The organism is Streptomyces sp. JB150, from assembly GCF_011193355.1.
Lineage (GTDB): Bacteria > Actinomycetota > Actinomycetes > Streptomycetales > Streptomycetaceae > Streptomyces.
In genome coordinates this window covers 4367201-4380160 of the sequence record NZ_CP049780.1, presented here as the reverse complement: position 1 = coordinate 4380160, position 12960 = coordinate 4367201, and the positions used below count along the sequence as shown (strand labels likewise).

The following is a 12960-nucleotide window of genomic DNA, read 5'->3' as shown; positions in this document are numbered from 1 at the left end:
ACGCCAGCGGAAAACCCGGCTCAGCGGCGGGAGAGGTACAGCCGGAAGGCCTGGTGCAGCACCCTGCGGAGCGGGAAGTCCCACTCGCCGGCGTACTCGACGGCCTCGCCGCCGCTGCCCGCCTTGAACCGCAGCAGCCCGACCAGGTGGTCGTCCTCGTCGAGGGTGTCGGTGATGCCGCGGAAGTCGTAGACGGCCGCGCCCAGTTCGTGGGCGTCGCAGATCATCTTCCACTGGATCGCGTTGTTCGGCTGGACCTCGCGGCGGCGGCTGGTGGAGGCCCCGTAGGAGTACCAGACGTGCTCGCCGACGGTCAGCATCGTCGCCGCCGCGAGGACCTCGCCGTCGTGGTGGGCGAGGTAGAGCCGCATCCGGTCCTCGTGCTCGGCGCGCAGCGCGGTCCACATGCGCTGGAAGTACTCCAGCGGGCGGGGGACGAACCGGTCGCGCTCCGCGGTCTCGACGTAGAGCCGGTGGAAGACGGCCAGGTCCGCGTAGCCGCCCTGGACGACCTTGACGCCGGCCTTCTCCGCCTTCTTGATGTTGCGCCGCCACTGCTGGTTGAGGCCCTGGTGGATCTGCTCGAGGGAGCGGCCGGCGAGCGGCAGCCGGAAGACGTGCCGGGGCTGGCCAGCGGCGAAGCCGTCCTCCGTGCCGGGCGGGCTCTGCCGCCAGCCCGCGCGGCGCAGCCGGCCGGCGAGGCCGAGGGCGTGCGGGTCCTCGGCGGTGGGCGCCACGTCGCCGAGCCGCCGGGCGGCGGGGTCGGCGATGGCGGCCTTGACCGCGTCGGCGCTCCAGCGGCGCAGGGCGACCGGCGGCCCGATCCGCACGGTGAAGGCGCCGCGCGCCTCGAGGTGGGCGAGCAGGGGCCGCAGCCACGCGTCGAGGTCGGGGGCGGTCCAGTCGATGACGGGGCCCTCGGGCAGATACGCGAAAGACCGGTTCAGCTTCGGCAGCGGCCGCAGCAGCACCAGTCCGGCCCCGACGAGCCGGTCGCCGGCGTCGAACCAGCCGACGCTCTCCGCCCGCCAGTCCCGCTTCACCTCGCCCCAGGAGGGGAGTTGCAGATGACTCACCGACGGCCGGGCGGCGGCGAACGCCAGGTGGTCCTCGCGGGTGATGGTCTTCAGGCGGTAGCTCATGCGCCGTGCTCCTTCGTCGACGCGAGGAGCCTACGGCCGGGCGACGCCGCGCACCGCTCGCACTGGGCTAGGCGGCGTACGCCCCCGACAGCACCCCGAGCAGGGCCCCGGCGAGCAGGAACGGGCCGAACGCGATCGCCGTCCTGCGGCCGGCCCGGCGCAGCGCGACCAGGACGCCGGCGCACAGCGCGCCGAGCAGGAACGCGGCGAAGGTGCCGAGCAGCAGGGTGTGCGGCCCGTACCAGCCGAGGACGGCGCCCATGCTGAGGGAGAGCTTCACGTCGCCGAATCCCATGCCGGCCGGGTTGATCCGGCACAGCAGGAAGTAGCCCGCGCCGAGCGCGAGGGTGCCCAGCAGGGCGCCGGTCCAGTCACCGGCGTGGCCGGGGGCGAGGGCGGCGAGGCCGAGGAGGGCGGGGACGGCGACGGCGAGCGGCAGGGTGAGCATGTCCGGCAGCCGGTGCACCCGCAGGTCGACGACCGCCAGCAGCACGCCGGCCGGCCCGGTCAGCAGCCATACGGCCAGCTCGGGCCGGGGTCCGGTGGCGGCGGCGAGGGCCGCGCAGAGCAGGGCGGTGACGGCCGCGAGGGCGCGGGCGGAGGGGCCGTGCCCGGCCCCGGCGCACCCGCCGCACCGGCCCGGACCGACCCAGCCGCCCAGCGGCCCGGTCAACGGATGCCCGGCCGGGCAGACCGCCCGCCACTGCCGTGCGGCCAGGGGGCCCGGGGAGGAACGGGCACCCTCGACTGGCTCCGCTCTCCCGGCGGACTCCGATGCCCCCGGGGATTCCGCTGCGCCGGCCGGCTCCGATGCCCCCGGGGACTCCGATGCCGCGGCGGGCGCCGCTCCCCCGACGGGCTTCGATGCCCCGGTGGACTCCGCTCCCCCGGCGGGCCTGGATGCCCCGGTGGACTCCGCTCCACCGGCTGGCTCCGCTGCCCCGGCGGGCTTCGCTCCACCGGTGGTCACCGCCCCCGCGTCCCTGTGCGGCACCGACAGCCGGTAGGCGGCTCGGGGCAGCGCCGCGCCGGCCACCGCGCCCCAGGCAGCCGCAGCGGCGGTCAGCCACATCACCGGCACGGTCAGTCCCGCCGGGCGGGGAACAGGTCGCCGAGGTGGCTCAGCCGCCGGGCGACCGTGGTGAACGGCGGCGGCGCGGAGTGCGGGCACGGCGCGGTGTCACGCCCCCGCTCCCCTGCCGGGGAGCCGCTCGGCGCCGTCGCCCGCGCGCCGGGCCCGGCCGAGCGCCGCCGCACCGGCCGGCAGCCGGGCACCGACTCCCGGACGTACTCCCCGTCGGTCAGCGGACCGGCCGCAGCCGGCGTGGCGCCCCCGCTGTCCCCGACGGGCCCGGCGAGCCGGCCGGTGAGCCGGTCGTACGCGAAGTCGGACTGCTCCTGCGGCGGCACCGGTCGGGGCGAGTGCATACGACGCTCCTGTGACGGGTGGACGTGTCGGCCCGTCAGTCTGTCAGCGGGGCAAGCGCCTTGGCGCCCCGTTCGGTGCAACCGGCCCCGCCGGTACGGCGCGTTCCTGTCACTCGACCCGGGAGAGGCGGGCCTGGGGGCGGCCGGACTCCGGACTCTCGGACTGGTACATCAAGCAGCCGTACGGCGCTGCGGCTCACCCCCTCGATGACCGGGACCGGCAGCCAGCCCTCGGCGATCAGGCGGGCGGCGCCCTCGGGGGCGAGCCGGGCGGCCACCTCGGCGGGGGCCGGGCGGGCGGCGGGGTCCTTGGCCAGGCAGGCGGCGACGAGGTCGCGCAGCTCGCCGTCCAGGCCGGTGAGCCGGGGTTCCTCGTGGACGACCTCGTAGAGCAGCGCGGCGGAGGAGTCGCCGGGGAAGGGCGGCTCGCCGGTCGCCGCGTACGCCAGGACGGAGCCCAGCGAGAAGACGTCCGCCGCGCCGGTGACGCCCTCGCCGAGGATCTGCTCGGGGGACATGTAGCCGGGCGAGCCGACCAAGAGGCCGGTCGAGGTCAGGGACGCGGTGCCGTCGATGGCGCGGGCGATGCCGAAGTCGATCAGCACCGGGCCGTCCAGGGTGAGCAGCACGTTGGACGGCTTCACGTCCCGGTGCACCAGGCCCAGCCCGTGCACCGCGCCCAGCGCCTCGGCGAGCCCGGCGCCCAGGGCGCGCACGGAGTGCGCCGGCAGCGGGCCGGTGCCGGCGACCGCCGCCGCGAGGGAGGGGCCCGCGGCGTACGCGGTGGCCACCCACGGCACCGGCGTCTCCGGGTCGGCGTCCAGGACCGGTGCCGTCCAGGCGCCGCCGACCCGCCGGGCGGCGGCGACCTCGCGGCGGAAGCGGGCCCGGAACTCCTCGTCGAGCGCGAAGTGCGGGTGCACGATCTTCACCGCGGCCGTGCGCCCGCCGGCGCTGCGGCCGAGGTAGACCCGTCCCATCCCGCCGGAGCCCAGCCGGCCGAGCAGCCGGTAGGGACCCGCGCTGGTGGGCTCGTCCGCTCCGAGCGGCTGCATGGCGCGCCCCCTCCCCCGTGGACCTGTCACCCCCCCCAGCAGGTTACGCACCTTCGCGCGCCGCGGCGCGGACTCGCTACGGCCGGAGCAGTTCCACCCGCACGTCCGCGGGGAAGCCGGTCGTCGGGCCGACCCGCCGGGCGAACTCGGCGACGGCCGCGAGCTGCGGTTCGCCGAAGCGGAAGTCGAGCGTGGTGAAGTACCGCTCCAGGACCCGCTCGTCGAAGGCCTCCCAGCGGGCCGCCTGCTCGGCGACCTTGGCGACCTCCTCCAGGGAGAGGTTGCGGGAGGCGAGGAACGCCTCGTGGACCTGGCGGGTGAGGACCGGCTCGCGCTCCACGTAGTCCCGGCGCGCCGCCCAGACCGCGAAGACGAACGGCATCCCCGTCCACTCCTTCCACAGGGCGCCCAGGTCGTGCACCTCCAGGCCGAAGCGGGGCCCGTCGATCAGGTTGGCGCGCAGCGCCGCGTCGCCGATGAGGACGGCGGCCTCGGCCTCCTGCATCATCAGGCTGAGGTCGGGCGGGCAGGTGTAGTAGTCGGGCCGGACGCCGAACCGTTCCTCCAGCAGCAGCCGGGCCAGCCGTACCGAGGTGCGCGAGGTCGAGCCGAGGGCGACCCGGGCGCCGTCGAGCCGGTCCAGCGGGACCTGGGAGACGATCACGCAGGACATGACCGGTCCGTCGCAGCCCACGGCGATGTCCGGGAAGGCGACCAGGTCGTCGGCGTTCTTCAGGAACTCGACGAGGGTGACGGGCCCCACATCGAGCTCTCCGCGCACCAGCTGCTCGCTGAGCTTCTCCGGGGTGTCCTTCGTCAGCTCGAAGTCGAGGAGTGTGCCCGTTCTCGCGAGCCCCCAGTACAGGGGCAGGCAGTTCAGGAACTGGATGTGGCCGACGCGCGGCCGGGTGCGAGAAATGTCCACATCGCGAGGCTAGACCCTGTGGGATAGGGTCCAGGCCTCACCCCCGGCGTCAGAGGTGCGTCGCGATCTTCAAACATCCGGGTGACGTGATCTTGACCTCTATTGCTTTCGGGTGCCCGCGTGCTAGGCTCGCCGCAAGTTGCAGTTTGGTTTCCCTTGCAGTGCAGAGCCTGCGGAGCATGTGACCGCGGGCTCTCGTCGTTTTCAGGCGGATGCAGTTGTGAGAACTCGTCTTCACACTTGCTGGTTCTGGAGCAGGGCAACCCTTTGAGCCCAAGGAGGGCTTATGGCTACCGGAACCGTTAAGTGGTTCAACGCCGAAAAGGGCTTCGGCTTCATTGCCCAGGAGGGCGGCGGCCCCGACGTCTTCGTCCACTACTCCGCGATCAACGCGACCGGTTTCCGGTCCCTCGAGGAGAACCAGCAGGTGTCTTTCGACGTCACGCAGGGCCCGAAGGGTCCGCAGGCCGAGAACGTCACCCCGGTCTGATCCTTTCTTGATCCGGGATCGAGTGCAGTACCCAAGGAGCCCCGCGCCGTACGGCGACGGGGCTCCTGCCCTTTTCGGTGGACCCCGGCGAACTTCCCGCGGGTGAACTTCTCGCGAATTCCCGGACTTCTCGCCCCACTCAGACGTGCTGCATGATCAGCACGAACGTGGTGCCCGGCGCCAGCGCCTCGTAGGCGTGCGGCACATCTCCGCGATATGCCATGTAATCGCCCGGCCCGAGTTCCACGCTCTCCCCGCGCGGCCCCGCCTTCACCCGTCCGGTGCTCACGATCAGATGCTCGACCGTGCCCGGGATATGCGGCTCGGATTCCCGTGCGGCGCCCGGTTCGGCCCGCAGGTGGTAGATGTCACGCCGGGCTCCCGGCGGGCTCGCCGACAGCAGGGTCGCCACGTAGTCCGCCCGTTCGGAGGCGACCGCGGGTCCCTCTCCGGCGCGGATCACCTGGACGGCCGGGGCCGGCGGCTCGACCAGCGCGCTGAACGGCACGCCCAGGGCCACGCCGAGCGCCCAGATCGTCTCCATGCTCGGGTTCCCGCTCGCCGCCTCCAGCTGGGACAGCGTCGACTTGGCGATCCCGGCCCGTTTGGCCAGCTCGGACAGGGACAGGCCGGCGCGGGCGCGTTCGCGGCGCAGGGCGGCGGCGATCCAGTCGAGGGGGAGCCGGGGCGGGGTGCGCGGGGTGCCGTCGGTCATGTGGTTCGCTCCAGAAGTACGATCGTTCGGCTTGACGAACAGGGAGCCGTCTGTTCATTGTAGAAAACATGCGTTCGCCACTCCGAACACCCTCGGTCGCCTCCCTGGTCCGCGACGCGTCCCTGGTCTGGGTGGCCGGCGGCATCGTGGGCATCTCCTTCGGCGCGATCGCGGTCGCCGGGGGACTGCCCGTCTGGGTGCCGGTGGCGATGTCCCTGCTGGTGTACGCCGGGTCGGCGCAGTTCAGCGCCCTCGGGGTGCTGTTCGCCGGGGGCGGGCCGCTCGCCGCGGCCGCCACCGGGGTGCTGCTGAACACCCGGCTGGCCGCGTTCGGCGTGGCGGTCGCCGACGTCGTGGGGCGGGGCCGGCTCGCCCGTCTGGCGGGCGCCCACCTGATCACCGACGAGACCGTCGCCTTCGCCCTCGCCCAGCCCGACCCGGAGCGGCGGCGCACCGCGTTCTGGGTCTGCGGCATCGGACTGTTCGCCGTGTGGAACGTCTCCGTCCTGGCCGGCGCCCTCGCGGGCGGCGCGCTCGGCGACACCGCGGCCTACGGCCTGGACACGGCCTTCCCGGCCGTCCTCGCCGCCCTCGTGGTCCCCGCCCTGCGCGACGATCCCCGCCTGCGCCGCTGCGCCCTGCCCGGCGCCTGCGTGGCGCTCGCCGTGACACCGGTCGTCCCGGCGGGGTTGCCGGTGCTGCTCGCCCTCGCCGGGCTCGCGCTGTACGGCGGCGGCGCCCGCGAGAAGGCGGTGGCGGGATGAGCGCGCCGGTCGTCCTAGTCCTGGCGCTCGCCGCCGCGACGTACGCCCTGCGCCTGGTCGGGCCCGTGCTGCACGGGCGGGTCCACGTGCCGCCGCGCGCGCAGGAGCTGTTGTCCGCCGGGGCGGTGGTCCTGCTCGTCGCCCTGCTGGCCACGGGCGCGCTCACCGAGGACACTGGCCTCGCCGGGTGGGCCCGCCCCGCCGGGGTGCTGACGGCGGTCGTACTGGCGTGGCGGCGAGCGCCGTTCGTGGTCGTGGTCCTCGCGGGGGTGGGGGCGACGGCCGTACTGCGGGCGCTGGGCGTGCCGTGAGGACGAGGGCCGCCACGTGCTGTCGGTGGCGGGGTCTAGGGTCCGTGCCCATGACCGACACCGACTTCCTCACCACCACCCGCTCCTTCTACGACGCCATCGCGGAGGACTACGCCGGCCACTTCGCCGGTGTCCTCGCCCACTCGCCGCTGGACGTGGCGCTCCTCGAGGCGTTCGCCGGGCTGGTCGCGGACGCCGGGGAGGTGGCGGACCTCGGATGCGGGCCGGGGCGGGTGACGGCCCACCTCGCCTCCCTCGGGGTGCGGGTCTTCGGCGTGGACCTGTCGGCGTCCATGCTGGCCGTGGCCCGGCGGGAGAACCCGGCGCTGCGGTTCGTGCAGGGCTCCATGCTGGACCTCGGTCTGCCGGACGGGCGGCTCGCCGGGATCGTCTCCTGGTACTCGACCATCCACACACCGGACGACCACCTCCCCGCTCTCTTCGCCGAGTTCGCCCGCGTCCTGGCGCCCGGCGGCCACCTCCTGCTCGCCTTCCAGGCCGGTGACGCGCCGCGCCGCCTGGAGCGGCCCTTCGGTCGCCCCGTCAGCCTCGACTTCGAGCGGCGGCGGCCGGAGCGGATGGCCAGGCTGCTGGAGGACGCCGGGTTCGCCGTACGGTCGCGGACCCTGCGGGAGGCGGAGGAGGACAAGGGCGAGTCGGCTCCTCAGGCGTTCCTGACCGCCGTGCGCGGGTGAACCGGGGGCGTCAGGCGTCCCCCAGCACCGCCCGGCAGTCCGCCCAGGCCGCCGCGGTCAGCAGCGGGCGCAGGCGGGTGAGGAGGTCCAGCAGCTCGGCGCCGAAGCGGTCGCGGACGGCGGGGTCGTGGGCGGCGAGGTCCAGTTCGTTCGCGGCGGTGAGTTCGGCGAGGTCACGGCGCAGCCGGGGGGCCGCGGGGCGGGCGGTGCCGGTGAAGCGGTCGGGCAGGGCGGCGCCGGGGTCGGTGAAGCGCGGGTAGCCGGCGGCGCGGTCGAGGCTCGCGTACCCGTACACGACGGCCTCGGCCTCCGCGCCGATCACGTCGGCGAGTTCGGCGCGCCGGGCCAGGGACAGCAGGGCCACGGCGAACCCGTCGGTGCCGTAGCAGGCGTGGCAGAGGCCGGCGAGCTGGAGGGCGGGGCGGGCGCCCCAGCCGGCGAGCCGGTCGTGGACGCGGTCGAGGTGGGCGAGGAGGGTGCCGCCGCCGGGGTGGCCGACGGCGTCGGCGCCCGAGCGGCGCAGCAGGTCACGAGCGTGCTCGGCGGTGTGGGTCATGAACCGGGTCCCCCCTGTCGGCAGGTCGTGTGGGTCGGCACCCGCTCCGCGCCCCGCCCACGGGGGTGTCCCCTCGGGTCCGGATCCCGGCGGAGCGCGGAGCGGGTTGCCGCCCGGGCCCTGCGGCGATCGTCGTGCACGACCTGACACCCAGTCAATCCTAAGGAAAACTGCCCGGCCCCAAGCGATAGCTTGGATGTCATGACGCTCGACGACCTGCGCGTGTTCGTGGCCGTGTGCCGTGCCGGCAACCTCAGTGCCGTGGCCCGTGACCTGGGCTGTACGCAGTCGGCGGTGAGCCAGCACGTCAGGCGGCTGGAGCGGGAGACGGGGGTGAGCCTGCTGGAGCGGCGCCCGCGCGGGGTGGTGCCCACGGCGGCGGGCCGCGTTCTGGAGGCCGCCGCCGCGGAGGGCATCGCGGGGCTCGACCTCGCGCTGCGGCGGCTGCGGGACCTGGCCGACGGGGAGACCGGCTCGGTGCGGGTGGCGACGGGGGCGACGACCGTACGGCACTTCATGGCGGACGCCATCGTCGACTTCCGGCGCCGCCACCCCCGGGTCAGCCTGGAGTTCCGTACCGAGAGCTCCAGCCGCGCCTGCTTCGACGCGCTCACCGACAGCGACCTGGACCTCGCGTGGATCACCCTCGGCCCGCCGGTGCGCGGCATCGAGCAGCACCCGGTGGCCGAGCTGCCCTGGGTCCTCGCGGTCCCCGCCGACGACCCCCTCGCCGACCGCCCCGCCCTGCGCCCGGAGGAGCTGACCGACCTGCGGCTGATCCGCCTCCCCCCGAACTCCACCTCCGCCGCCCACCTCGACGCGGCCTGCGCCGCTCTCGGCGTCCGCTTCGGCTACGACACGAGCGTCGCCGACTGGGACACGGCCCTGCTCCTGGCCGAACTGGGCCTGGGCCGCGCACTGGTCCCCGCCCTGCCGGGCGCCCGCGGCACCGGCGCCGCGGGGCTGCGCCTCGTGCCGGTGCCCGCCCTGCGGCCCCTGGCCGTCGGCTGGGCCGTCCGCCACTGGGACGCGCTCACCCCCCAGGCCAGGACCTTCGCCGGCACGGTCGCCGCCCGCTGCGGCACGACGGCACCGCCGCGCGCCTGACCCCGCGGCCCGCTCCCCCGGCGGGAGGTCACGTCACGAGCCGTACAGCGCCTCGATCTCCCGGGCGAAGTCCCGCGCGATCACCGCGCGCCGCAGCTTCATCGACGGGGTCAGCTGTCCGGCCTCCTCGGTGAAGTCGACGGGCAGGACGGCGAAGCGGCGGATGGACTCGGGGCGGGAGACGAGCTTGTTGGCCTCGTCGACCGCCCGTTGCAGGACGGCCCGCAACTCGGCGTCTTCGGTGAGGAGTTCGGCCGGCACGGGATGCTTGCCGTTCATCCGCCGCCAGTGGCTGACGCCCTCCATGTCGAGGGTGATCAGCGCGGCGACGTACGGGCGGCGGTCGCCGACGACGAGGCACTGGGAGATCAGCGGGTGCTGCCGCAGCCAGTTCTCCAGCGGCGCCGGGGCCACGTTCTTGCCGCCGGCGGTGATCAGGATCTCCTTCTTGCGGCCGGTGATGGTCAGGTAGCCCTCGTCGTCGAGGCGGCCGAGGTCGCCGGTCGGGAGCCAGCCGTCCGCGGTGGCGGGGACGACGCCGCCCGCGTGCGGGTCCCAGTAGCCGCGCAGCACCTGCCCGCCGGCCAGCAGCACCTCGCCGTCGGCGGCGATCCGCACCCGGGTGCCGGGCAGCGGCCAGCCGACGGTGCCCAGACGGGGTTTGAGGGGCGGGGTGACGGTCGCGGCGCCGGTGGTCTCGGTCAGGCCGTAGCCCTCGTAGACCTCGATGCCGGCGCCCAGGTAGAACGCGGCGAGGTCCCGGCTCAGCGGGGAGCCGCCGCAGACGAGATAGCGGAGCCTGCCGCCGAGCGCGTTGCGGATACGGCGGTAGACCAGCGGGTCGTACAGCGCGCGGGCCGCCTTCAGGGCGGCGCCGGGTCCGGGCCCCGTGCCGTGGCGGCGGGCCTCGACCGCCTCCCCGTAGCGCCGGGCGACGTTCACCGCCCGGTCGAACGAGCCCGCCTTGCCGCCGCGTTCGGCGGTGGCCCGCGCGTTGTTGAAGACCTTCTCCAGCATGTACGGGATGGCCAGCAGGAAGGTGGGCCGGAAGGCGGCGAGGTCGGCGATCAGCTCCTCGGCCTTGAGACCGGGCGCGTGCCCGAGCCGTACCCGGGCGCGCACGCAGGCCACCGCGACCATCCGGCCGAAGACGTGCGACAGCGGCAGGAACAGCAGCGTGGCCGGTTCCGCGTCGGTGCGCGCCTTGAACACCGGGTAGAGCAGTTCGATCGCGTTGTCGACCTCGGCGAGGAAGTTGCCGTGGGTGAGGGCGCAGCCCTTGGGGCGGCCGGTGGTACCGGAGGTGTAGACGAGGGTGGCAAGGGTGTCGGGGCCGAGCATCGCGCGCCGCACCTCGACCTCCGGGTCGGGGACGGCCGCGCCCCGCTCGGCCAGTCCCGTCACGTGCCCCTGTTCGACGACCCACACGTGGCGCAGTCCGGGCAGCCGTTCCCGTTCGGGTCCGAGCGCGGCGGCCTGCCGGCCGGTCTCGGTGACGAGGGCGACGGCGCCGCAGTCCTGGAGGATCCAGCGGGTCTGGAAGACGGAGGAGGTCGGGTACACCGGCACGGTGACCAGTCCGGCGGCCCAGGCGGCGAAGTCGAGCAGGGTCCACTCGTAGGTGGTCCGCGCCATGATGGCGATGCGGTCGCCCGGCGCGAGCCCTTCGGCGATGAGCCCCTTGGCGACCGCGAGCACGTGCGCGGCGAACTCCGCCGCCGTGACGTCGGCCCACGTCCCGTCCCCGGTACGGCGGCTGAGCACCGCCTGCGCGGGCACGGCCGCCGCGTTCTCGAACGGCAGGTCGGCGAGCGAGCCGTGGGTCACGGGCGGCACCAGCGGCGGTACGGCCGCCTCGCGCACCTCGCCGTCCAGCCGCCGTATCTCCGGTGCGACGAGGACGGGTCCGGCGTCCGGGTCGTAGTCGAGGGCCGAGGCGGCCGAGTCGGGCGGCAGCGGCTGGGACGAGTACGAGATCGGCATACGGCTCCTCCGGGCGGCTCGTGGCGTTACCGCCGGCAGGACGCGCATCCTACGGCGCCCGCGTGAGGGGTCTGTGCGAGTTCCACGGCGGTTCGGGGCCGATCCGGGGCAGACGTGCGCACCGTGCGCCGGCCTGAACTCCCGGACGCGGCAAGACCTTACCTGAGGTAACCTTACTCCGGAGTAAGCATCAGTGGACCCGCCCCCAGGGAGCCCCCCGTACCCATGCCCACGCTCGCCGGTTCCCTCCTCCGCGGCGCCCTGCTGTCCCCCTTCCGGCGCCCCCGCGCCGACGCCGCCTTCCCCCGCGCCCCGCTCACCCTCCCCGAGGTGCGCATCGACCTGGCGCGGCTGGCGGCCTACGAGCGCGTCTGCGGCTTCCCGACCGGCGAGGACGCGCTGCCGCCGACGTATCCGCACGTCCTCGGCTTCCCCCTGGCCATGCGGCTGATGAGCGCCCGCGCCTTCCCGCTGCCGCTGCTCGGTCTGGTCCACACCTCGTTCGACCTCACCCGGCACACCGCGCTGCCGGCCACCGTCTCCTACGAACTCTCCGTGCGCGTCGAGGGACTGGCGCCGCACCGGCGGGGCACGGAAGCGGCCGTGCTGACCGAGCTGCGGTCGGGCGGGCAGACCGTGTGGGAGTCGCGCAGCACCTACCTCGCCCGGCACGCCACGGCCCGCCCCACGGACCCCCGCACCGACCCGACGACCACACCCGCCACCGGCCCGACGACCGAACCCGCCTCCGCCCGGGCGACCACGCCCGCCACCGACGCGGCCTCCGCGCCCGCCACCGACGCGGCCTCCGCGCTGCCCTCGCTCGCGGCGTGGCCCCTCGGCGGGGACCTCGGGCGCCGTTACGCCGCCGTCTCCGGCGACCGCAACCCCATCCACCTGCACCCGCTCACCGCGCGCCCGTTCGGCTTCCCCCGGCCGATCGCGCACGGCATGTGGACACTGGCCCGCTGTCTCGCCGCGCACGGCACCCCCGACGCGGTGCGCGTGCGGGCCCGGTTCCTCGCGCCCCTCCCGCTGCCGGGGACCGTCGAATTCGCCGCGGCGAAGGGCCGTTTCGCCCTGCGCGGCGGCGGCCGGGTCCATCTCACCGCGACCGTGGACCCCTTGGGGTCAGGCAGGTCAGGCTCGCGGCGGTGACCAGAACCGCCCCTCCAGCAGGCCGCCGAGACCCGCCCACGCGAAGTTCATCAGGGTGGTCGCCGCCTGCCGGGCGGTGACGCCGGGAGTGGTGTTGGCCCACGCGGCGAGCGATTCGGCGGCGCCCACCAGGGACTGGGCGAGCCCGGCGATCTCGCGCCCGGCGTGCGCATCGGGGGCCGCCCCGGCGATCAGCCGGGTCACGAACGCCACCGCCTCGTCCCGCATCGCGGTGACCTCGGCGGCGAAGGCGTCCCCGTGGGTACGGGCCTGGACGTGCAGCACCGACCAGCCGTCGGGGTGTTCGGCGGTGTGCGTGAAGAACGCCAGCAGCCCGTCCCACAGCTGACGGTCCGGCGGCAGCTGCGGGTCGATGCCGGCCCGCACCGCCGCGATCAGCGCCCGCGCCTCACGGCGGATGCAGGCGCCGAACAGATCGTCCTTGGAGTTCAGATACAGATACACCAACGGCTTGGACACACCGGCGAGTTCCGCGATGTCGTCCATGGACGCCGCCATGTACCCGCGCCGCCCGAAGATCTGCACGGCGGCGTCCAGCATCTGCTGCTCACGGACCGCACGCGGCATCCGCTTGGTCTTCACGGAACCCATGCGGACAGCGTACGGTCCG

14 protein-coding genes and 1 pseudogene are annotated in these 12960 nt (G+C 74.9%); 6 read left to right on the top strand and 9 right to left on the bottom strand.

What is annotated here, in order from left to right:
* Positions 1-20: 20 nt before the first annotated feature.
* The 5 genes and pseudogenes from G7Z13_RS20445 to G7Z13_RS20425 all read right to left on the bottom strand — a co-directional run bounded on the left by G7Z13_RS20445 (position 21) and on the right by G7Z13_RS20425 (position 4550).
* Positions 21-1142 carry a peptidoglycan bridge formation glycyltransferase FemA/FemB family protein gene (locus tag G7Z13_RS20445; protein ID WP_166001354.1) on the bottom strand — a complete coding sequence of 374 codons (1122 nt, stop codon included), beginning with the start codon at positions 1140-1142 and terminating at the stop codon, positions 21-23.
* 67 nt (positions 1143-1209) lie between these two features.
* Positions 1210-1815 (bottom strand): A24 family peptidase, encoded by a 606-nt coding sequence (locus G7Z13_RS33760; protein ID WP_240926286.1) that lies wholly within the window; start codon positions 1813-1815, stop codon positions 1210-1212.
* A gap of 410 nt (positions 1816-2225) precedes the next feature.
* Positions 2226-2570 carry a hypothetical protein gene (locus G7Z13_RS20435; protein ID WP_166001350.1) on the bottom strand — a complete coding sequence of 115 codons (345 nt, stop codon included), beginning with the start codon at positions 2568-2570 and terminating at the stop codon, positions 2226-2228.
* Between the two features lie 167 nt (positions 2571-2737).
* Positions 2738-3625, bottom strand: a pseudogene (locus G7Z13_RS20430) (serine/threonine-protein kinase); the annotation flags it as partial.
* Between the two features lie 76 nt (positions 3626-3701).
* Positions 3702-4550 (bottom strand): menaquinone biosynthesis protein, encoded by an 849-nt coding sequence (locus tag G7Z13_RS20425; RefSeq protein ID WP_166001347.1) that lies wholly within the window; start codon positions 4548-4550, stop codon positions 3702-3704.
* A gap of 286 nt (positions 4551-4836) precedes the next feature.
* Between G7Z13_RS20425 and G7Z13_RS20420 the strand changes: the two genes are divergently transcribed.
* Positions 4837-5040, top strand: a complete 204-nt coding sequence (locus tag G7Z13_RS20420) for a cold-shock protein (protein WP_004984723.1) — start codon at positions 4837-4839, stop codon at positions 5038-5040.
* A 139-nt stretch (positions 5041-5179) separates the two neighbouring features.
* Here G7Z13_RS20420 and G7Z13_RS20415 read toward each other — a convergent pair whose 3' ends face one another.
* Positions 5180-5755 carry an XRE family transcriptional regulator gene (locus G7Z13_RS20415; RefSeq protein WP_166001345.1) on the bottom strand — a complete coding sequence of 192 codons (576 nt, stop codon included), beginning with the start codon at positions 5753-5755 and terminating at the stop codon, positions 5180-5182.
* A 68-nt stretch (positions 5756-5823) separates the two neighbouring features.
* On the opposite strand from G7Z13_RS20415, the gene G7Z13_RS20410 reads away from it, so the two are divergent.
* Genes G7Z13_RS20410 through G7Z13_RS20400 form a run of 3 tightly spaced genes read left to right on the top strand, consistent with a single transcriptional unit; the run spans position 5824 to position 7525 of the window.
* Complete coding sequence (locus tag G7Z13_RS20410; RefSeq protein WP_166001343.1) at positions 5824-6519, top strand: AzlC family ABC transporter permease; 696 nt, start codon at positions 5824-5826, stop codon at positions 6517-6519.
* Positions 6516-6830 (top strand): AzlD domain-containing protein, encoded by a 315-nt coding sequence (locus tag G7Z13_RS20405; RefSeq protein ID WP_166001341.1) that lies wholly within the window; start codon positions 6516-6518, stop codon positions 6828-6830. The genes G7Z13_RS20410 and G7Z13_RS20405 overlap by 4 nt, the downstream gene beginning before the upstream one ends.
* Before the next feature lie 50 nt (positions 6831-6880).
* Complete coding sequence (locus G7Z13_RS20400) at positions 6881-7525, top strand: class I SAM-dependent methyltransferase (RefSeq protein WP_166001339.1); 645 nt, start codon at positions 6881-6883, stop codon at positions 7523-7525.
* A gap of 10 nt (positions 7526-7535) precedes the next feature.
* Here the strand turns inward: G7Z13_RS20400 and G7Z13_RS20395 are convergent, their stop codons facing one another.
* Positions 7536-8081 carry a DUF6817 domain-containing protein gene (locus tag G7Z13_RS20395; RefSeq protein WP_166001337.1) on the bottom strand — a complete coding sequence of 182 codons (546 nt, stop codon included), beginning with the start codon at positions 8079-8081 and terminating at the stop codon, positions 7536-7538.
* A 201-nt stretch (positions 8082-8282) separates the two neighbouring features.
* Here G7Z13_RS20395 and G7Z13_RS20390 point away from each other — a divergent pair, with 201 nt between their 5' ends.
* Positions 8283-9188: a LysR family transcriptional regulator gene (locus G7Z13_RS20390; RefSeq protein ID WP_206313116.1), complete on the top strand. Its 906-nt coding sequence runs from the start codon at positions 8283-8285 to the stop codon at positions 9186-9188.
* Positions 9189-9221: 33 nt separating this feature from the next.
* On the opposite strand, the gene G7Z13_RS20385 is transcribed toward G7Z13_RS20390, so the two are convergent.
* Positions 9222-11171, bottom strand: a complete 1950-nt coding sequence (locus G7Z13_RS20385; RefSeq protein ID WP_166001335.1) for an AMP-dependent synthetase/ligase — start codon at positions 11169-11171, stop codon at positions 9222-9224.
* Between the two features lie 225 nt (positions 11172-11396).
* Here G7Z13_RS20385 and G7Z13_RS20380 point away from each other — a divergent pair, with 225 nt between their 5' ends.
* Positions 11397-12329, top strand: coding sequence for a MaoC/PaaZ C-terminal domain-containing protein (locus G7Z13_RS20380; protein WP_166001333.1), 933 nt, complete (start codon positions 11397-11399; stop codon positions 12327-12329).
* Here G7Z13_RS20380 and G7Z13_RS20375 read toward each other — a convergent pair.
* Complete coding sequence (locus tag G7Z13_RS20375; protein WP_166001330.1) at positions 12312-12941, bottom strand: TetR/AcrR family transcriptional regulator; 630 nt, start codon at positions 12939-12941, stop codon at positions 12312-12314. The genes G7Z13_RS20380 and G7Z13_RS20375 overlap by 18 nt on opposite strands.
* Positions 12942-12960: the final 19 nt, after the last annotated feature.